This window comes from Bradyrhizobium sp. CCBAU 45394 (assembly GCF_028128655.1).
GTDB lineage: Bacteria > Pseudomonadota > Alphaproteobacteria > Rhizobiales > Xanthobacteraceae > Bradyrhizobium > Bradyrhizobium diazoefficiens.
In genome coordinates this window covers 150,669-169,703 of sequence record NZ_LBIX01000170.1, presented here as the reverse complement: position 1 = coordinate 169,703, position 19,035 = coordinate 150,669, and the positions used below count along the sequence as shown (strand labels likewise).

Here is a 19,035-nt window from a genome sequence, read left to right as displayed (position 1 = left end):
TCTGGCGCCCGGATCGCAGGCGCCAGTCCTTGCCATCGGCTACAAGTCAAGAGTGGGATCAGCCCCAGCACTTCTTCAAGGCGGCGGCGCTGTCGATCGACGGCATCTCGCCGGCCGGCTTGTCGGTAACGAGCTCGACACCGGTGTTGACGAAGTCCAGGCCCGGCGACGCCTTCGGCTTGCCGCCGCCAGAAGCGTACGCCTTCACTGCTTCAACACCTTTCGCCGCCATCAGCAGCGGGAACTGCATGGAGGTGGCACCGATGACGCCGTCCTTCACGTTGCGCACGCCGGGGCAACCGCCGTCGACCGAAACGATCAGCACGTCCTTGTCGCGGCCGACCGAGCGCAAGGCCTCGTAGGCTCCCGCTGCCGCAGGCTCGTTGATGGTATAGACGAGCGAGATGCCGGGATCCTTCTGCAGCAAATTCTCCATCGCCTTACGGCCGCCTTCCTCGCTGCCGAGCGTCACATCATGGCCAACGATGCGCGCATCTTTCTCGTCGCCGATCTTGGCGGGGTTGCCGAGATCAATGCCGAAGCCTTTCAGAAAACCCTGATCGCGGGCGACATCGACCGAGATCTGGTTCACGTTCAGGTCCAGTAGCGCGATCTTCGCCGATGCCGCCTTGGCGCCGAGCGTCTTGGCGGCCCAATGGCCGATCATTTGACCCGCCAGGAAATTGTCGGTGGCAAACGTCGCATCCGCTGCATTCGCCGGATCGAGCGGGGTGTCGAGGGCAATGACCAAAATGCCCGCGGCCCGTGCCTTCTCGACGGCCGGAACGATCGCGCGGGAGTCGTTCGGTGTGATCAGGATACCTTTGGCACCGGCGGCGATCAGGTTCTCAATGGCCGCTACCTGGCTCTCATTGTCGCCATCGACCTTTCCGGCAAAGGATCGCAGCTCAGCATCGTTTGCCTTGGCCGCCTCTTCGGCGCCAGCCTTCATCTTCACGAAGAACGGATTGGTGTTGGTCTTGGTGATCAGCCCGACGATCGGCTTATCGGCAGCGAAGCTACTGGTGCTGCCCAAAGCCAGCGCGAACGCTGTGAATAGTCCGAGTGACTGACGCATCTATTCCCTCCCGTTGGATCGTTTTGTCCGCCTCGCGGTTTCGACCGCATGTTTCCGATCCTAGAGAGCCGCAGACGACCCTGTCAATTAATAAATCATTCCGGTTTATTAATTGACACATGCTGCCGATTGCCTCCATTGTAGCGGCCGATAGCTGGGGATGGGCCGGTAGGACTGTCGCGATGACAGATCCCCGGAGCCTGCGGAGCCGAGGATGGAAGAAACAGCACCGCTTGCGGGCGCTACGGTGGCTTTGCCCGGCGACAGCCGCGGCACCACCCAGACGGGCGTGAGACTGTACAACGAGCGCCTGATCCTTTCCCTTATTCGGCGCCATCGCAGTCTCGGCAAGGTCGAGATCGCGCGCCTCACTGGCCTTTCGACTCAAACCACGACTGTGATCATCAATCGGCTGGAAGCCGACGGGCTGCTGCTTGCGGGCGAACCGCAGCGAGGCCGCATCGGGCAGCCCTCGGTCCCCTATTCGCTCAACCCGGACGGCGCTTTTGGGCTTGGGCTCATGATCGGCCGGCGCAGCTCCGATCTGGTGTTGATGGACTTCACCGCCGGCATCCGCGCCAGACGACGTATGATCTATTCCTTCCCGGCTCCCGAAGAGATCATGGCATTTGCGGAACGCGAGATGCCGGGTCTTCTCGCCGAATTGCTCGAAGCCCAGCACGGCAGGATCAGCGGCATTGGCGTCGCAATGCCATTTGAGTTGTGGAACTGGGAAGCCGATCTGCAGACACCACCCGGCGCTCTCGGCAAGTGGCGCGACTTCAACGTTGCCGCTGAACTGTCGCGCCGCTTCGCCCCTTGGCCGGTCTGCGTCTGCAACGACGCGACCGCTGCATGCGCGGCTGAACTCACCTTCGGTGCCGGCGCGGCGTATCGGGATTTCGCGTACTTCTACATTGGCGCCTTCATCGGCGGCGGCATTGTTCTGAACGGCAGCCTCTTCCCTGGTCGCAGCGGCAATGCCGGCGCTCTCGGCTCCTTGCCGATCATGCGACGGGAGGAAAACGGAGAGACAAGCCTTCAGCAGCTGATCCGCACCGCGTCCATCTATCAGCTCGAGCGCCGACTGATCGCCGCCGGTCGACGTGGCACTGATATCTGGCTCTCGCCCGACGACTGGTCGAGCTTTGAGGAGCCACTCGATGCGTGGCTTGCTGCGGCAGCCGAGGCCCTGGCGCAGGCCATCGCCGCATTGCTGTCCGTGATCGACTTCGAAGCCATCATCATCGACGGGGCCTTTCCGCTCGACGTGCGCCGTCGCCTCGTCGAGCGCACAAACGAGTATTGGGCCCGCATGGACAGGCAAGGTCTCACCGACACTGTGGTGGTGGAAGGCTCGATCGGGCGTGATGCACGCGCGATTGGCGGCGCGGCCTTGCCGTTGCTCGCGGCGTTCGCTCGCGATCACGACGTCCTCTTTAAGGATTGAGCATGGTCGACGGCATGGCTCTCCGTTTCGAGCGCACTACCGTGCCTGGCGCGGATCCCTCTTCCCGCGGGTGTCGAACCGCCTTGGGGTTTGTCGTGATGAACAAGGGTGGCGCATCGTGATTCTTGTCTGTGGCGAAGCCCTGATTGATCTATTTGTGAGGGCGTCCGGCGGGTCGGACATGTCGACTCATGCCGTTGCCGGTGGCTCTCCCTTCAATGTTGCTGTTGGCCTCGCCCGGCTCGGTGTTCGCACGGCCTTCCTGGGTGGCATCTCGCGCGATCACTTCGGCGCGTTCCTCGTGGACAGGCTGGCTCGCGAAGGCGTGGATGGTCGCTTTCTCGTGCGCACCGACCGGCCGTCCACGATTTCGATCGTAGCGACCGCCGACGATGGTCAACCGAACTACGCCTTCCATGGCGACAGTGCGGCAGATCGTTCGCTTCAGCTTGCCCACCTGCCCGGCACGCTGCCGGACGATATTCAGGCTCTGACCTTTGGCTCGTATTCGATGGCCGTCGAGCCGGTCGGCACCACGTTTGCCGCGCTCGCCCAGCGCGAGCGCGGGCGCCGCGTCATCAGCGTCGATCCGAACGTCCGGCCGGCCGTCGTCGGCGATATGCAAGGCTGGGCCGTCGCCGCGGAACGCTTTTACCGGACGGCCACAATGATCAAGGCGAGTGACGAGGATGTTCGCGTTGCGTGGGGTGGTCGCCTCTCGATTGCCGATGCCGCCGCCTACTGGCTCGAGTGCGGCGCGCACCTGGTGGTGGTGACCGAGGGAGCGAAGGGAGCAACCGCCTTTTCGGCCGCTGGCAGCGTCTCGGTGCCCGGCCGATCCGCGATCGTGCGTGACACTGTGGGCGCCGGCGACACATTCCACGCCGCGCTGCTTGCGCAGCTTGCAAGAACCGGCAGGCTCCATCCTGGGGCCATCGCGATGCTCGACCTGTCAGAAATCCGCGAGTTGCTCGCTTACGGAACGGCCGCCGCCGCCGTCACGGTTTCCCGCGATGGTGCCGACCTGCCGGCTGCCGCCGACATCGATTGGAGCACGCAGCCATGCTTGACAGAGTGACGGAAGCAATGCGGCACATCAGCAGGGATCGAATCGAGAAGGGCTCGAGTATGACAAGCCGCGTGATTCCCGTCGCTCCCTTCGTCCTGACCGTTTTCGGAGCGACGGGCGATCTGGCGGGCCGCAAGCTGTTGCCGGCGCTATTTCGTCGCGATTTTGCGGGCCAGCTACCAGATGAAGCGACCATCTTCGGCGTCGCGCGCGGTGCGATGTCGCGGGATGACTTCCTCGCCATAGTGCGAGCGGCAATCACGAAATATGTGCCGGCATCGGAAACCGCGGGACCCGAACTCGATCGCTTCCTGGCCCGTATCTCCTACATTGCTGCCGATGCAGAAGGTGAGAATGGCTGGACCGAACTCGCAGCCGCCCTATCGGCCTACGCCGAACGCATTCAAGTCCATTATCTGGCGACGGCACCGCATCTGTTCGGACCGATCTGCGAAAGGCTAGGTCACTACGGTCTTTCAAAAGGCGATTCCCGCATCGTTATCGAGAAGCCCATCGGCAAGGATCTCGAATCCGCAATCCGGTTCAATCGAGCCGTCGGCATGATCTTTCCGGAGGAACGCGTCTACCGGATTGATCACTATCTCGGCAAGGAGACGGTCCAAAATCTGATGGCACTACGGTTCGCCAACGCATTGTTCGAGCCGTTGTGGAATGCCGCTCACATCGATCATGTGCAGATTACGGTTGCCGAATCCATTGGCGTGGAGGAACGTGGCACCTATTACGACAAGTCCGGCGCCCTGCGCGACATGGTTCAGAACCATCTTCTGCAGCTGCTGTGTCTGGTGGCGATGGAGCCGCCACATTCGCTCGACGCCGATGCGGTACGCGATGAGAAGCTCAAGATCCTGAAATCGCTCGAACGGATCGACGAAACAAACGCGGCATTCCTGACCGTGCCGGGTCAATACCGCGCTGGCGCATGCAACGGCGTCGCGGTTCCGGGCTATGCAGAAGAGATCACCGATCGCCCAAGCTCGACCGAGACTTTCGTTGCGCTCAAGGCGGCCGTTGCGAGCTGGCGCTGGACCGGCGTTCCCTTCTATCTGCGCACCGGAAAGCGACTGCAGCAACGCAGTTCCGAGATCGTCGTGACCTTCAGGAAAGTTCCGCATTCGATCTTCAATTCGGATTCGGGAAAGGCTGTGCAGACGCGGCTCGTGATCCGCCTGCAGCCCGACGAGGGAATCAAGCTCTGGCTCATGATTAAGGAGCCCGGACCGGGCGGCATGCGGTTGCAATATGTCCCCCTCGACATGAGTTTTGCGGAAGCATTCAACGTCTCGGTCCCGGACGCTTATGAACGGCTCTTGATGGATGTGGTCCGCGGAGACGCGACCTTGTTTATGCGCCGGGACGAAGTCGAGGCGGCATGGCGCTGGATTGACCCGATCCGTCAGGCGTGGAGCCAGATGAATGAAATCCCGCGCCCCTATGTCGCCGGCAGTTGGGGCCCCTCCGCCGCCGTCGCACTGATCGAACGCGACGGCCGAACATGGATGGAGGACGGTCCGTGACCACCGAGCAGCGCATCGCCGATACTCAATCCGAGAACAGGAGGCTTGTATGACGATCGAGGCAAAGGTCAATGCGCGGATCGCCGAAGTGACGGATCGCATCGCTCGGCGCAGTCACGACGGCCGAGCGCGCTATCTCGACCGCATTGCGAACGCGGCGAGTACGCCTTTGCGGCGACGCCTGGGATGCGCCAACCAGGCCCACGCCTTCGCGGCTTGCGGGGGGCACGACAAGAAGCTGATGCAGGATGGCCACGTTCCCAGCGTCGGAATTGTCACGGCCTACAACGATATGCTCTCGGCGCATCAGCCCTACGAGCGTTTCCCCGAACTCATCCGACAGAGCGCGCGTGCAGCGGGTGGTGTTGCCCAGGTCGCAGGCGGCGTTCCCGCGATGTGCGACGGCATCACTCAAGGCGAAGCGGGAATGGAGCTCTCGCTGTTCTCGCGCGAGGTCATCGCGCTGTCCACCGCGATCGCGCTGTCGCATCAAACCTTCGACGCCGCGGTGTTTCTCGGCATTTGCGACAAGATCGTGCCGGGCCTCGTTATCGGCGCGCTCTCGTTCGGGCATTTGCCCGCGATCTTCATTCCATCCGGTCCGATGACCTCGGGCCTGGCCAACGACGCAAAAGCGAAAATCCGACAGGCTTACTCGGAAGGAAAACTCGGTCGCGAAGCTCTGCTGGAAGCGGAGGCGCAGGCCTATCACGGCGCGGGGACCTGCACCTTTTACGGGACCGCCAATACCAATCAGATGCTGATGGAGATCATGGGCCTACAGCTACCGGGTTCATCTTTCGTGAACCCGAACACACCATTGCGCGATGCGCTCACTTGTGCGGCGACCGAGCGAGCATTGGACATCACCTCGCTCGGCAATCAATACATCCCGATTGGCCGCGTGCTCGACGAGCGCGCTTTTGTCAACGGCATAGTCGGACTGCATGCCACCGGAGGTTCGACCAATCTGACGCTGCATCTGGTTGCCATGGGCGCGGCGGCCGGCCTCACCCTGACCTGGGACGATTTCGCCGACCTCGCGCAGGTGACGCCACTGATCGCGCGCATCTATCCCAACGGCTCCGCAGACGTGAACCATTTTCACGCCGCCGGCGGGATGAGCTTTTTGATCCGGGAATTGCTCGCTGCCGGGCTGCTGCACCGCGACGTCTTGACCGTTTGCGGCGCCGGACTCGATGCGTATCTGCAAGAGCCGCTACTCGATGCCGAGGGCACGTTGACGTGGCGAGACGGACCGGCTGGAAGCGGCGATTCTGGCGTGCTTCGTCGGATCGCTGACCCGTTCCAAGCAACTGGCGGCCTTCAGCTTCTGAAGGGCAATCTCGGGCGCGCGGTCGTCAAGACATCTGCGGTCGTACCGCAGCGCCATTTGATCGAAGCGCCGGCTCGCGTCTTCCATTCCCAGGAGGACCTACAACGCACCTTCGCCGCGGGTGAGCTCGCGGGTGATGTGGTCGCGGTGGTACGCTTCCAGGGGCCGAAGTCGAACGGCATGCCGGAGCTGCACAAGCTGATGCCGCTCCTTGGCGTGCTTCAGGATCGCGGGTTCAAAGTCGCGCTTGTCACAGATGGGCGGCTTTCGGGCGCCTCCGGTAAGGTTCCCGCGGCCATTCACGTCACTCCTGAAGCAGCTGACGGCGGTGGGATTGCACGAATTCGCGATGGCGACGTCATTCGGCTTGACGCCGTCACCGGTCGGCTTGACGTGCTCGTCGACCCGAGCGAGTGGGCCGCGCGAGCCTGCGCGCAAGCCGATCTCTCCACGGGCCATGTAGGGATTGGCCGCGAACTCTTCGGCTTCTTCCGTGAACGGGTCAGTTGCGCAGATAGCGGCGCAAGCGTTTTTGCGGGGTAAATGCAAAGAGCGGTGAGCGTGGCGCGTCGGCAGTTACGTCATCCGAACCCAGGCGCCTTTGCATGTCGGCAGCATCGATGAACTTCACGCCTGCTAGGCCATCCTCAACAGATGGGAAGATCACCTCAGGATCTGGCTTTTGGTCGGCCTCCGCCGCGTGGATGGCGCGCGCCGTTTCAGCATAGATGGTCGCGAAACCTTCAAGGTAAAGGGGACACGGGTGACTCGCCCCGCCTCGCCCGAGGCGCCGGCGCCGCCCCGGGTCAGGAGCTGCTTCGGCCGACCGTAGGGCGTGAACCAGGGCGTGGGTGCCGATGTCGCCGATGCACCCGCCGGCGCCGGACCGGACCGGATCCGTGCGCCACGCTGCCTGTTTATGGCAGCTTGCCTCCAATCGCTCGGTCAGCCAATCCTGGAGATATTCAGCCTGGACCATATGGACGCCGGTGCCGCGACGTCGGATAGTCCAATCAATCCAAGAAGCTCTGATCGCGTCAAGGGAGGCTGCATGCTGAAATCGATCGACCCTCTTCTCAATGCAGATGTACTCTATGCCCTGCGGTCCATGGGGCATGGCGACGATCTCGTCCTCTGCGACACCAATTTCCCCGCCGACTCCGTGGCCCGCCAGACCGTCCTGGGCCGGCTGTTGCGCATCGACAATGTCAGCGCCGGACGCGCCGCGCGCGCGATCATGTCGGTGCTGCCGCTCGACAGTTTTGTCGACAAGCCGGCGTCACGCATGGAGATCGTCGGCCGGCCCGGCGAAATTCCCGAGGTGCAGCGCGAAGTGCAGGCCGCAATCGATGCAGCGGAAGGACGCTCGTTTCCTATGGGATCGGTCGAGCGATTTGCCTTCTATGAACTCGCGAAGAAATCCTATTGCGTGATTCAGACCGGCGAACGGCGCTTCTACGGCTGTTTTATCTTCAAGAAGGGCGTCATTCCGCCCGACGCCTGAGTGAGCGCCAGCGCTGCGCGACACCGACAAAATTATGACACCCGGACGATGTCACTGTTCCGGGACTGGTCGAGTCACGCTTGCCGAGATCGACGCTGCACGTCGTCTCGCCTGACGATCCATTTTGCAGCGCGGCATCATCGACCGATGTCTTCGTCGTTCACGTCGGCATCGTACACGGCTTCAAGCTTGCTTTCGTTGACTTTGGAATGCGCCGTTGCATACTCGACGCGGCCTCGCACCCCATCACGACGACACCGAAGTCCGCGAGCGCAACAGCCTCGATGTGCTCCGGCGCTTCAGACTTCACATCAAGAAGGTCAAAAGGGAGGGTATCGCGGTGAAACAGCAAGATCATGATCGGCATTCCGCAATGCAGCCGAACCGGCGCACTGTGCTGAAAGGTGCGGCAAGCGCCGCAGCGTTGGGCACGAGCGGCGCGCTCGGCACGTTCTCGGAGCTCGCGCTTGCGCAAGCCAATCTGCGCGCGCAGATCACCCAAATCCCGGGCGTCGGCAAAGGTGCGCCGACGGATGCCGACTGGCAGAAAGTCGGTGAGCTCTGCCTCGGCCCGACCAAGGCGAGCATCAAGGAAGGCGAGTTCAAGGGCGTTGAGCTCTCCTTCATGGGGCTCAACAATCAGAACCTGCACAACCTCCTCTTCCGCGGCTTCCTCAAGCCATGGGAGGCCTATACGGGTGCAAAAATCTCCTGGATCGATCTCGCGCAGGCAGACTACAATCCACGATTGCAGCAGGCGATCGCGACCGGCACGGTCGACTTCGACATTCTGGAGATGGGCGCGCCGTTCGAGGGCGACGTCTGTGGCAAGGGACTGGCCTCGGAGATGCCGGACTGGGTCAAGAAGCAGATCGATGTTGACGATTATGTCGATTACCTGAAGCCGCCGGTCGGGACCTGGAACGGCAAGACTTATCGCGTCACCATCGACGGCGACTGCCACAACTTCAACTACCGCACCGACGTCTTCTCCGACGCAGCCCTCGCCAAGGCCTGGAAAGATGCGGGCAATTCGACCGAATGGGGCGTGCCAAAGACCTGGCAGCAGGTGCAGGCAGTGACGAAATTCCTAAAGGGCAAGAAGATCAAGAACCAGAACGCGTTCGGCTATCTCGACGCGCCAAAGCCCTGGGGCGGGTTCGGCTTCTATTTCCTCGGCAGCCGCGCCTCGGCCTATGCCAAGCATCCCGACGACAAGGCCTGGCTGTTCGACATCGACACGATGAAGCCGCGCATTAACAATCCGGCCTGGGTCCGCGCCATCCAGGACGTGATCGACGCGCTGCCGTTCGAGCCGGCCGACCAGCTCAACGCCGATCCGAACACGACCGGCTTCCAGCAATTCCTAGCCGGCATCGGCTCGATGATCCCCTGGTGGGGCGACATCGGCCAGGTCGCGAAGGCGAGCGACACCTCCGTCATCGGCGATGTTGTCGGCTTCGACATCCTGCCGGGCTCGGACGATGTCTACAATTCCAAGACCGGGCAATGGGACAAGCTTGCGAGCGGTCCGAACCATGCACCGAACTGCGCCTATCTCGGCTGGGGCGTCTATGTGATGGCCCGAGTTAATGGCGACGAGAAGAAGCACAAGGCGGCGTGGAGCGCGGCCGCGCATCTCGGCGGCAAGGACCTGTCGCTCTGGATGGTGATGTATCCTTCGGGCTTCCAGGCTCACCGCAGCAGCCACTTCCAGTACGACGAATGGGTGGCGGCGGGCTACGACCGCAAATACATCACCTCCTACCTGAACTCGCAGCTCGCCTCCTACAATCATCCAAACCGCGCCGTGGAGCCGCGCATCCCCGGCATCTTCCAGTACTACAGCATCGCGGAAGACGAGCTCACCAAGATCTTCGCCGGCAAGGTTGACGCGCAGACAGGCGCGAACAACATCGCCGCCGCCTGGGAGAAACTGACCGACCAGATCGGTCGCGAGCGGCAGATCGGGCTCTACAAGGCCTCTCTCGGCGTGTAGCGGCGCTTGCGCGAAGCCATCCAGCCTCGGCTGGCGCCTCCGGCGCCAGCCGAAAACTTGCCCGGCGACAGAACCGGCACAGAATGCGGCTCATCTCGATGCAGAATTCCGTACCCGTGAGCGACGACCTGCACCACCAGCCAGCGACTAAGCGCGCACCCGGCAGCAGGAAGGTCGCCGGCCGCGCGCTTGTCCTGGCGGCGTCGCTCGGCTTCCTGCTTGTCCTCCTCATTCAGGTCTTGCACACGACCGGCATGATGACCGCCGGATTTTCCGATTGGCGACCGATCCTCATCGCCTATCTCGTCTGGGCCGTCGCATTTGGCGTCGGACAAGTTCTGACCCGTGGCGAGCGTGGCCAGCGCGCGCTGTTCCTGCTGCCGGCGGTGTTCTTCACCGTCGCCGTCGTGATCTTCCCGACGGTCTTCGGGATCTATATCGCCTCGCTCGACTGGAATCTGAGCTCGATCGAAGGCCCGCGCTTCAGCGGCTTCGACAATGTCAGGGGCATGCTGAACGACACCTATTACTGGAATGCGCTCGGCAACATGGTCTTTTATGCCGTCGCGGTGCTCGGCGAATACGCAATCGCGTTCGGGCTGGCGCTCCTGCTCAGCGCCGAGATCCGGGCGCGAAAATTCTTCCGCGTGGTCTTCCTGCTGCCGATGATGCTCAGCCCTGTCGCGGTGAGCTGGATGATCGGCAAGTCTCTTTTAGAGTATCGTTTCGGACCTGCTGCGACGCTGGCGCGCTATCTCGGATGGGAAGATCCAGCGTTCTTCGCCTCGCCGTGGATGGCGCGCTTCAGTATCCAGGCGATGGACGCATGGGTGTCGATCCCCTTCATCATGATCATCCTGCTCGCAGGCCTCCAGGCGATGCCGAAGGAGGTGCAGGAGGCGGCTAAGGTCGACGGCGCGAATGGCTGGCAATCATTCTGGCACGTCACATTCCCGATCATGCTACCGGTCAGCATCACCGTCCTGATCATCCGCATCATTTTCAAGCTCAAGCTCGCCGATATCGTGATCAACGTCACCGCGGGAGGCCCGGGAGGGGCAACCGACACGGTGTCGAGCTTCATCTATCGCGTCTACCGCGACCGCTCGAATGTCGGATACGGCACCGCGCTCGCTATGGTTTACCTGCTTATGATCATCGTGATCCTGACCGTCCTGCAACGCCTGTCCAAGCGCTGGACGCAGAAGGTCGTCTAGAGCGCGGGAAGTCACTTCCAAACGGAGTTGCTCAATTTGGCCCTGGCATCAAAGCCCATCCGGAGGCATCCGGCGCCCCCAAGAGCAAAGCGGGTGCTGAGCCGCATGCTGGTCTACGCTGCACTCCTGTTCTGGACGTTCATCTGCCTGTTCCCAATCTATTGGACCGTCACGACGTCGTTCAAATCGGCAGTCGATGTGACGCAAGCCCACCTGGTTCCCTGGGTCGATTTTCAGCCGGACTGGAAGGGATGGCGCTCGCTCGGCCTGTCGCCAGATACACTATTCGGGACCTCGACGGCCCGCTCCGAATTCGTGAATCGCTTCGTCAACAGCATCATCACTTCCGTCGGTGCATCCCTGCTTGCACTGATCCTCGGATCTCTGGCGGCCTACGGCCTGAGCCGCTTCCGCTACAAGTTCGCCTGGATGCGCAACGATGACATCCTGTTCTTCTTCATGTCCCAGTTGATCCTGCCGCCGGTCGTGCTCGCGCTGCCGTTCCTCGTCCTCTACAAGGCATTGGCCCTACTCGACACGCGACTTGGCCTTGTCTTGCTCTACACGCTGACCGTGCTGCCAATCGTCATCTGGATCATGCGCGATCAGTTCAATGCGATTCCGATCGAGCTCGACGAAGCTGCCTTCGTGGACGGCCTGTCGATCTGGGGCGCCTTCCTGAGGATCATTCTGCCGCTCGCTGTTCCCGGAATGATGGCCGCATTCATCCTCTCGCTGGTGCTGTGCTGGAACGAATACTTCTTCGCGGCGCTGTTGACGAGCACCGACGCGAAGACACTCCCCGTTATGGTGGCGAGCCAGACTGGCTCGCAGGGCATCAATTGGTGGTCGATGGCGGCGCTGTCTACGGCGGCGATCGCTCCGCTCGTCCTGGTCGGCATTTTCCTCGAGCGCTACATCGTCAGCGGCTTGACTACGGGAGCCGGAAAGTAGCCGGAGGCCAAGTCAGGGCCTAATCGCGTTGCGAACTCGATCGGGGCGATAAGAACGGCTGGGTGCTACAGAAACGCGGTTACCGCGCAGGAAGTCGCAGAAGATCGTAGTTTGGCGGACATTCTTGGTTTTGGTACCGAAGGAACGCCACTGACCCGCGCTATAAAGTTTGTTCGTTCTAAGTTGGATCAGCTGAGCTCCTCGAATGTGTGCCGTACACCGGAGAAGGGGCCCATCGGCCCCCGCCGTCATCCCTTCCCTCCGAATTCTGGTCGAGCGCCGCCAACTGAAGGCGGCCCCCTTGCTCCAAAACGCCAGCTCACACTGGCTGTGACGAGATTTTTCTTGATCTCCCGGTGCACATGTCGTGCACACGTTACTTTCTAAGCGATTGAAACCTTTGAACTCTCGCTCCAATCCATCATGGGGAAGTTTGAACTAGGTCCAGCCAACAAAAGCTAGCTCGGGACATGAACCGCTGCATGCGGGCTTTGTCGGCCTCGGCATGCTCACGGCCCGCCAAACGGCTTTGGTCTCTCCAGCGGGACGAAAGCGCTCAGATGGGCTGGGTATGTCGACGCGCCGCCACCTATGGTCGTGCCGGTGCTGATGCTCAAGTAGACGTCCTTCACCCCCTTGGGCGTTTCCAGCAGGATCCAGTTCTTGCTCACGTCGCCTATGCCGATAGTCGTAAAGCGCATCGACCTGCCGAACTGCGAACAGGAGATTGGCTTTTCAGTCGTAAACGAATTCCAGGGGCCATGCAGGGTACCCGATCTACCGCCGGTCTTCGGAAGGCTTAAGCCAAAGCCCAGGCCGACCGCCGCATAGACGTAGGTGCACTTCAAATTGTTTTCCGTGTCCCATATGGAGAACAAGGCGCTGGCAAACGCAATCCCGGCTCCAGCCCTGCCCTTCACGATGCGCTTGATGGCCGCTCTCGCGGCGAACGAGATCGAACCGTCGACCTCAAGCAGCATGGCTATCTTGAAATTTCGACTGACTTTTGGCTTCGGCGGAACGGGTCGCGGCAAGTCTGGCTTTATGATCGGTTCGAAATAGACCTTCGGGAGCACCCAAAGGACCACTGATCTATCGCTGTCTTCGTCCAGCCTGTGATTTGCCGTCTGCGTATTGCCGATGGCGTGCGTCTGCATTTGCTCCGGGTGGATGCCCATCTCGGACAGAGACCGCGCGACTGTAATCACGCGGTTGGCCGACGTCGTCATATTCCAATCGGCCGCACCGATCCGGCTTGCGGAGCCCGTCATCCAGATCTGACCGGCGTCATCCTCCAGTAGGGGTACCACTTTGTTCTTCAGAAATTCGGAATGCTCTTTCTTCAAGCCCCGAAACTGGTAGCCGGCAAAGTCATCGAAATCGAAATTCCAGAGCCGCGCGTGCAGAACCCCCACTCCTGAAAAATCCAGATCGACGTCAACCCTGCCCGGACCAGTTTTGTGAAACATGTCTCTTCGACCTGCAGTGAACAGATAGCAACTCGTCGGCGATCGGCCGGACGGCGCAGGACCGCCTTGTTTTTAGTGCGGGCAAGAGAAGAGAAGTTCATGAAATCGGTAGCTACAACGAAGGTTGTGATCTTCTTCCCATTTCGATCTGGCGCCGAAGCAGTGTGCGCTGTGCAACGGGACATCATTGTCGCGATCGGAGCAGTGACGACCTAGGAGGGGTCGCGGTAGGACAGGCCGTGGAACTCGTACAGCACGACGACTTCGCGGAATTTCCCTAGACCTCGAAGCCTACCCGACCGCTGTCAAAGCGACAGCGCATCTAGATAGTACTTTTGCCGGCTTGCTCTGCGTCTGCCTGATCCCCATCAAAAACAAAGCGAAACGGTAGGCGTCGCCCAGCAGCCGCAGCGCAATATCGCGGAAGCACTTGGTGTGCTCGTTGGTGATTTGGCATTGCGTGTCAATTGCGGATGGCTTTGCGCAAAGCAGGCGAAGTGGTCACCGGTTCTGTGATCGCAATCATGGACTCGCGCGCTAAACGTCTGAGCTGGAGCGACGAGGTTCTCGCGAACAGGAACCTGGCGTCGTCTCCTCGATCTACTCTCACTAAGGCTGTCGCTGCCATGCGCGAAACGCAGTCATTCAGTTGCTTTTCGATTTCCGAGAAGGGGCTCGCCAAGGGCTCCGCCTACGAGGCCCGGCGCGATGGAACTTGCCGCCTCGACGTCGGGCCGGGAGCACACGACTGCGTCGATTGCCACAATGTGATCGTTTGGCTGAATTCAGTGGAGACCGCCTCGCGCAGAGGACGTTCGGACCGTTTCGCGCGGACGCGCGACCTGCAGGACGACGGAGGCGACGACTTCTGCGGTCGGCCAACGACTTATCCACCAAATCGCTTGACCAGCTTTGAGCCCTTGGCTGCATCGATCTGCTGGCCAGTCAAGTGGGAGCCGGCGCTCAATCCTATCGTCATGAGGTTCTTGACGCGCTGCGCCGCCTGCTTCTCATTGGAATAATCGATCTCGACGTGATCAAGGCTCATCAGATGACCAAGCTCGTGAGCCCAGGCGCGTCCATTGGCGTGGTCATTGCCATACCACTGGACGAAGCTTGCCGGCTCGGGTTCGCTATTGGGGTATGAGCCTCCGCCAGCGGACAGATTTTCGATCGAATTGACGAGGTAGATGTGGATGGCATTGTCCGGATCGTGCCGAGAGGTAAGAACACCCAGCAATCGCTGATCATTGCTGCGTGCGCTCTTTGCCATGTCGAGCGGCTTCTCCATCAAGCAATCGCTGATCACGAACGCGATCTTGCCCTTTGACCAGATTGTATTGACCACGTCGAGCGCCTTCTTGGCCGTGTCGCTGCTCCATTGCCTGGGCTCAACGACCCCTCTCTCGGCAAATGGCGTGATGTAAATCCTCAAGGGAATAGGCATTAGCTTCTCCGAAGTTCGGAATTTGCGATTGTATCTCCGCGCGCTGTCCTCCGCAATTCGGAGGACTGATTTCATTTCGACTCTACCGAAGGAACAATGTCCGGGGGACATGACCCGATGGAGATTCACCGCGCCGGCTACACCGACATCCAAGAAGACGCCGATCTCGTGTTTCACCGTCGGGCACCGGCAGTATAGATAGGGCGAGCCGGCTATTTGCCGCGGGCTACCGCGTCTGTTTGCTTATCGACGCCCAGTTTGCTCGACGCGTCGGATCAGGCGACGTCGGGCTCGATGTGGCTCAAGCTCGTCATTGGATCGTCCTGCGCGCGGGAACTTGAAAATGACGGTCTTCATTTGGGGAGATGAAGAGTACAAAGGCCTCAAGAACGTCCTCTCTCACGGAGGATCAGCTCCTGGAGAACTTCTACGGCTTCGTGGTCGCCAAGCCATAGCTCGATGGACGAGTCGAATTCTTCGCAAAGTCCATCACTGCCCGAAGCCGAACTGACGGCCTTGCTCCGCGCTGTTGACCTGATTGCAAGCTGCGACCGAGACGGTCGATCCGCGAGCCCGTCCTTGGACTTCACGTCCGCTCGATCGCCGTCAGCGGAACTTTCGTTTGAACCACGTCAGAGCCTTCTGGTGCGCTGCCGCGTGCAGGCCAGCAAGAATATAATAACTGTTTTACATCAACATCTTATACCGAGATCGCACGACAGCACAACATTGGCGGGCGCCCATCATCCACATGAATCGGCGCACAACGCCCGGCCGCAATAATCCTCCGCACCTTTTGAACGCCTCCGCATTTCAAAACAACACATAGGAATGGATCGGGCTCGAGATCGGTACTGTATGCAGACAGGCAGCCGCCAGTAGCGTACGAATTCAGGAATTATTTCTTACGCGGCCGTCCTCGCGACGTCACCATTCTACGGGCATAGGTTGGGTGTTCGCCATGAGATTGTACAGGCACCTCCGGGTTTGTCTTCTTCTCGCCGCTTCGCTGTTCCTGGCCTCTCAGCCAGCCTGGGCGACAAAGCGCGTGGCTTTGGTGGTCGGCAATTCCAGCTATCAAAACGCCCCACTGCTTCCAAACCCGGCCAATGACGCTGCGGCCATCGCCGCGACCTTGAAGGGCGCAGGTTTCGATGTGGTTGACTCAAGGCTCAACCTCGCCGCGACCGACATGCGGCGGGCCCTGAGAGAATTCGCCGATCAGGCCCGCAATGCCGACATTGCCTTGGTGTACTATGCTGGCCACGGTATCGAGATCGACGGGACCAACTATCTGATCCCGACAGACGCCAGACTCGAGCGTGACACGGATATCTATGACGAAGCATTCTCGCTCGACCGTGTCCTGCTGGCGATCGAGCCTGCGAGGCAGCTGCGCGTTGTGATCGTCGACGCGTGCCGCAACAATCCGTTTGCCGACTCAATGAAGCGTACAGTTGCCTCGCGATCAATCAGCCGCGGGCTGGCCAGGGTCGAACCCGCCGTCTCCAACACACTGATCGCGTTTGCGGCGAAAGCCGGACTAACCGCACTCGATGGCAACAGCAAGAATAGTCCGTACGCCACGGCTCTCGTGAAGTATATTGCAAAGCCGGGGCTCGACTTGCGCAGGGCTTTCGGCTTCGTCCGCGACGATGTCTTGCAAGCCACGGGCAACCGACAGGAGCCCTATGTCTACGGCTCGCTGGGCGGCGAAGACGTTGCACTTGTTCCGGCTGCCAAGGCCGAGGAGCCGATACAAGCAGCCAACCCCCAGTCGGAAATTCGTCGCGATTACGAATTGGCCTTGCAGCTCCGCAACAAGCCCGCTCTGAACGCGTTCCTGACCCAGCATCCAGACGGATACTACTCAAATCTGGCCAAGCTGCAGCTTAATCAGCTCGAGGCCGAGGACGCACGCGTCGCGGCGACGGCGAAAGCGCAGCAGGCCGAGCAGCAACAAGCTCGCCTGATGTCCCAGGGCGCCCAGCGTGCCGAACAGGAGAAGGCGGCCGCGGATCTGAAGGCTGCGGAAGAGGCCCGGATTGCCGCCGAGAGGACGAAGCAAGCGGCGCAGGAGCAGGCCACCGAGGCGGAACGGAAACGGACTGCATCCGAATCTACAATCGTCGCTGCACTCTCCGGGAATAAGCCGGCCGTTGAGAGTACCGTCGCGGATAACCCTACGGCCGCTGCGCCCGGTGAGGACAGCAAGACGCCCAAGCTTGCGGCACTGAGCGACGAGCCGCGCCAGACCGATATCGCAAGAGCCGATATCGCCAAGTCCGTACAAGGCGAATTGAGCCGCGTCGGCTGCTTCGCCGGCCCCGTCGATGGCCAATGGAATGCGGCCTCGCAGCGCTCGTTGGCTCTCTTCAACCGGCACGCAGGCACCAAACTGGACGTCAAGCTTGCAAGTCTGGATGCTCTTGACGCGATCAAGCTTAGGCCATCGCGGGTCTGCCCGCTGATCTGCGATCGCGGCTACAGGCCCGACGGCGACCAGTGCAGTAGGATCACCTGTGCCGAGGGTTCGTTCCTCAACGACGACAATGAATGCGAGAAGCGACGCGGGAAGAAACCGGTTGCGAAGCGCAACACGGACGAGCGTCCGTCACGTGCGGATCGTTCGGCCCGCGAGAGACCGGAGCCAACAGCCGACGTTCCGCGGCGGCAAGCAACTGTGAAGAACAGCGGCGGCGGCAGTGGTCAGATCGTTTGTGATCAATCTCTGTGCCGTCAGGTCAGTCGCGGCTGCCACCTCGAATACCGCGGCGGGGGCGGCCCCGGGGGCAACGTAGGTAATGTCGAGTCCTGCCGCTAGCAACGCGCAAGGCTGCCACGGCGTCATGGAAGGCCAGGAGGCCGCGCGGATTTTGGTGTCGAGAATGTGTGACGGGCAGCAGAGCTTAACACCAAGTCAGCCAGGTCCTTGCCTGGATTGGCCGAAGCGGAGCGACCTGCGTGGTTGCGTGTGAGCTTGAGCAAAAGGACGCCAATGCCTTTCCGGGGGTGACGCTCTTCACGAAGCGGCAGGCACCCGGCATGAAGCCGACGGCGGTTTATCTTCCGCCAAAGCACCCAACAGCTGCCACCAAGTTCGATGTCGTGATCTGGCTTCACGGCTTCTATGTCAAAAACCATGAATTCCTATTCCACAACGATCCAGCGCGGCTGCGCGAACAGGTCCGGGATTCCGGCAAGGACGTGGTGCTTATCGCGCCGTTCCTGGGCTACGAATATGCCGTTGGCGACACCTTTGCCGGAAACTACAGCGTGTCTGACCTAGCAACCGCGAGCTGGGGCGAACGCTATCTCGAGGAGGTCCTTGGAGCTCTTGCCAGGTTCCTGGGTCTCTCCTCGACGTCCATTCCTCAGCTCCAGATCGGCAAGCTCATCATCGCATGCCACTCCGGCGGCGGTAACGGCATGCGCAATCTCGTCGGGAACCTTGGAAAGTATCAGGGCAAGCTGACGGCCTGTTGGGGATTTGACTGCCTCTACGGTGCCAATGCGCGGCCCGACGATGCGACCTTCTGGTATCAGTGGTTGTCTGGACAGAGCGGCCGCGCGCTCGAGATCGTGTATGGTCCATCAACTCTCCCGCAATCGGTGAAGCTGGACCTGATCGGGCGCGGGCTGGCGACGGCCGATGGCAATCAAGCGCAGCCACAACGCCCTGCTCTCAAGAACCTTAGCGTAAGGGTCGGTCATTACGACCTGTTCCCGGCATTTGGCCAGATGGTCAGGGTCAACGACCTGGACCCGGCTTACGTGGATCGCTTCATGATACCGCAGGTCGCTGACCAGCCGCGTCTGCACCACAAGCCGGCGCCACAGCACGGGGAATTCCTTCAGGGCGCGATTTCCAATGTTCGCAGCGCTTTTCCCTTTCCAAAGGACATTCATTACATGATCGCCCGGGGTGGCTTCTTCAGTCGGCTGAGCAAGCTTTAGCCTTCACAGGCCTTGGC

The 19,035-nt window shown here is 61.0% G+C and carries 14 protein-coding genes and 1 pseudogene; 10 read left to right on the top strand and 5 right to left on the bottom strand.

What is annotated here, in order from left to right:
- Positions 1-58: 58 nt before the first annotated feature.
- Positions 59-1,078, bottom strand: coding sequence for a sugar ABC transporter substrate-binding protein (locus tag WN73_RS27715; RefSeq protein WP_271555497.1), 1,020 nt, complete (start codon positions 1,076-1,078; stop codon positions 59-61).
- A 214-nt stretch (positions 1,079-1,292) separates the two neighbouring features.
- On the opposite strand from WN73_RS27715, the gene WN73_RS27710 reads away from it, so the two are divergent.
- From WN73_RS27710 to edd, 4 genes are all read left to right on the top strand, one after another.
- The gene (locus tag WN73_RS27710; protein ID WP_271555495.1) at positions 1,293-2,528 is read left to right on the top strand and encodes an ROK family transcriptional regulator; all 1,236 of its coding nucleotides are present in this window, start codon (positions 1,293-1,295) and stop codon (positions 2,526-2,528) included.
- A gap of 70 nt (positions 2,529-2,598) precedes the next feature.
- Positions 2,599-3,606 carry a carbohydrate kinase family protein gene (locus WN73_RS27705; RefSeq protein WP_333937991.1) on the top strand — a complete coding sequence of 336 codons (1,008 nt, stop codon included), beginning with the start codon at positions 2,599-2,601 and terminating at the stop codon, positions 3,604-3,606.
- Between the two features lie 50 nt (positions 3,607-3,656).
- Positions 3,657-5,135, top strand: a complete 1,479-nt coding sequence (zwf, locus tag WN73_RS27700) for a glucose-6-phosphate dehydrogenase (protein WP_271555585.1) — start codon at positions 3,657-3,659, stop codon at positions 5,133-5,135.
- A 49-nt stretch (positions 5,136-5,184) separates the two neighbouring features.
- On the top strand, positions 5,185-7,014 hold the full coding sequence (gene edd / locus WN73_RS27695; protein ID WP_271555491.1) for a phosphogluconate dehydratase: 1,830 nt from the start codon (positions 5,185-5,187) through the stop codon (positions 7,012-7,014).
- A gap of 70 nt (positions 7,015-7,084) precedes the next feature.
- Here the strand turns inward: edd and WN73_RS27690 are convergent.
- Positions 7,085-7,456, bottom strand: a pseudogene (locus WN73_RS27690) (hypothetical protein); the annotation flags it as partial.
- Between the two features lie 66 nt (positions 7,457-7,522).
- On the opposite strand from WN73_RS27690, the gene WN73_RS27685 reads away from it, so the two are divergent.
- On the top strand, positions 7,523-7,975 hold the full coding sequence (locus WN73_RS27685; RefSeq protein WP_271555489.1) for an RbsD/FucU family protein: 453 nt from the start codon (positions 7,523-7,525) through the stop codon (positions 7,973-7,975).
- 160 nt (positions 7,976-8,135) lie between these two features.
- Here the strand turns inward: WN73_RS27685 and WN73_RS27680 are convergent, their stop codons facing one another.
- On the bottom strand, positions 8,136-8,333 hold the full coding sequence (locus WN73_RS27680) for a hypothetical protein (RefSeq protein WP_271555487.1): 198 nt from the start codon (positions 8,331-8,333) through the stop codon (positions 8,136-8,138).
- Positions 8,334-8,348: 15 nt separating this feature from the next.
- On the opposite strand from WN73_RS27680, the gene WN73_RS27675 reads away from it, so the two are divergent.
- The 3 genes from WN73_RS27675 to WN73_RS27665 all read left to right on the top strand — a co-directional run bounded on the left by WN73_RS27675 (position 8,349) and on the right by WN73_RS27665 (position 12,145).
- Entirely contained in the window at positions 8,349-9,974 is a 1,626-nt protein-coding gene (locus WN73_RS27675; protein ID WP_271555583.1) for an extracellular solute-binding protein, read from the top strand.
- 98 nt (positions 9,975-10,072) lie between these two features.
- On the top strand, positions 10,073-11,191 hold the full coding sequence (locus WN73_RS27670; protein ID WP_271555581.1) for a carbohydrate ABC transporter permease: 1,119 nt from the start codon (positions 10,073-10,075) through the stop codon (positions 11,189-11,191).
- A gap of 105 nt (positions 11,192-11,296) precedes the next feature.
- Complete coding sequence (locus WN73_RS27665; RefSeq protein ID WP_442868825.1) at positions 11,297-12,145, top strand: carbohydrate ABC transporter permease; 849 nt, start codon at positions 11,297-11,299, stop codon at positions 12,143-12,145.
- Between the two features lie 509 nt (positions 12,146-12,654).
- Here the strand turns inward: WN73_RS27665 and WN73_RS27660 are convergent.
- Both WN73_RS27660 and WN73_RS27655 read right to left on the bottom strand, forming a co-directional pair.
- A complete protein-coding gene (locus WN73_RS27660) occupies positions 12,655-13,614 on the bottom strand; it encodes a hypothetical protein (RefSeq protein WP_271555486.1) in 960 nt (319 codons plus the stop codon).
- Between the two features lie 886 nt (positions 13,615-14,500).
- Positions 14,501-15,061 (bottom strand): hypothetical protein, encoded by a 561-nt coding sequence (locus WN73_RS27655; protein WP_271555484.1) that lies wholly within the window; start codon positions 15,059-15,061, stop codon positions 14,501-14,503.
- A 961-nt stretch (positions 15,062-16,022) separates the two neighbouring features.
- Here WN73_RS27655 and WN73_RS27650 point away from each other — a divergent pair.
- Positions 16,023-17,885, top strand: coding sequence for a caspase family protein (locus WN73_RS27650; RefSeq protein WP_246740292.1), 1,863 nt, complete (start codon positions 16,023-16,025; stop codon positions 17,883-17,885).
- A 140-nt stretch (positions 17,886-18,025) separates the two neighbouring features.
- On the top strand, positions 18,026-19,018 hold the full coding sequence (locus WN73_RS27645; RefSeq protein ID WP_271555481.1) for a hypothetical protein: 993 nt from the start codon (positions 18,026-18,028) through the stop codon (positions 19,016-19,018).
- The last annotated feature ends 17 nt before the right edge of the window (positions 19,019-19,035 follow it).

Coding starts and splice junctions, on each gene's coding strand:
- WN73_RS27665 (WP_442868825.1), top strand. CDS start 11,297: ATGCTGGTCTACGCTGCACTCCTGTTCTGGACGTTCATCTGCCTGTTC.
- WN73_RS27660 (WP_271555486.1), bottom strand. CDS start 13,614: ATGTTTCACAAAACTGGTCCGGGCAGGGTTGACGTCGATCTGGATTTT.
- WN73_RS27685 (WP_271555489.1), top strand. CDS start 7,523: ATGCTGAAATCGATCGACCCTCTTCTCAATGCAGATGTACTCTATGCC.
- WN73_RS27670 (WP_271555581.1), top strand. CDS start 10,073: ATGCAGAATTCCGTACCCGTGAGCGACGACCTGCACCACCAGCCAGCG.
- edd (WP_271555491.1), top strand. CDS start 5,185: ATGACGATCGAGGCAAAGGTCAATGCGCGGATCGCCGAAGTGACGGAT.
- WN73_RS27675 (WP_271555583.1), top strand. CDS start 8,349: ATGCAGCCGAACCGGCGCACTGTGCTGAAAGGTGCGGCAAGCGCCGCA.
- WN73_RS27680 (WP_271555487.1), bottom strand. CDS start 8,333: ATGATCTTGCTGTTTCACCGCGATACCCTCCCTTTTGACCTTCTTGAT.
- WN73_RS27715 (WP_271555497.1), bottom strand. CDS start 1,078: ATGCGTCAGTCACTCGGACTATTCACAGCGTTCGCGCTGGCTTTGGGC.
- zwf (WP_271555585.1), top strand. CDS start 3,657: ATGACAAGCCGCGTGATTCCCGTCGCTCCCTTCGTCCTGACCGTTTTC.
- WN73_RS27655 (WP_271555484.1), bottom strand. CDS start 15,061: ATGCCTATTCCCTTGAGGATTTACATCACGCCATTTGCCGAGAGAGGG.
- WN73_RS27710 (WP_271555495.1), top strand. CDS start 1,293: ATGGAAGAAACAGCACCGCTTGCGGGCGCTACGGTGGCTTTGCCCGGC.
- WN73_RS27650 (WP_246740292.1), top strand. CDS start 16,023: ATGAGATTGTACAGGCACCTCCGGGTTTGTCTTCTTCTCGCCGCTTCG.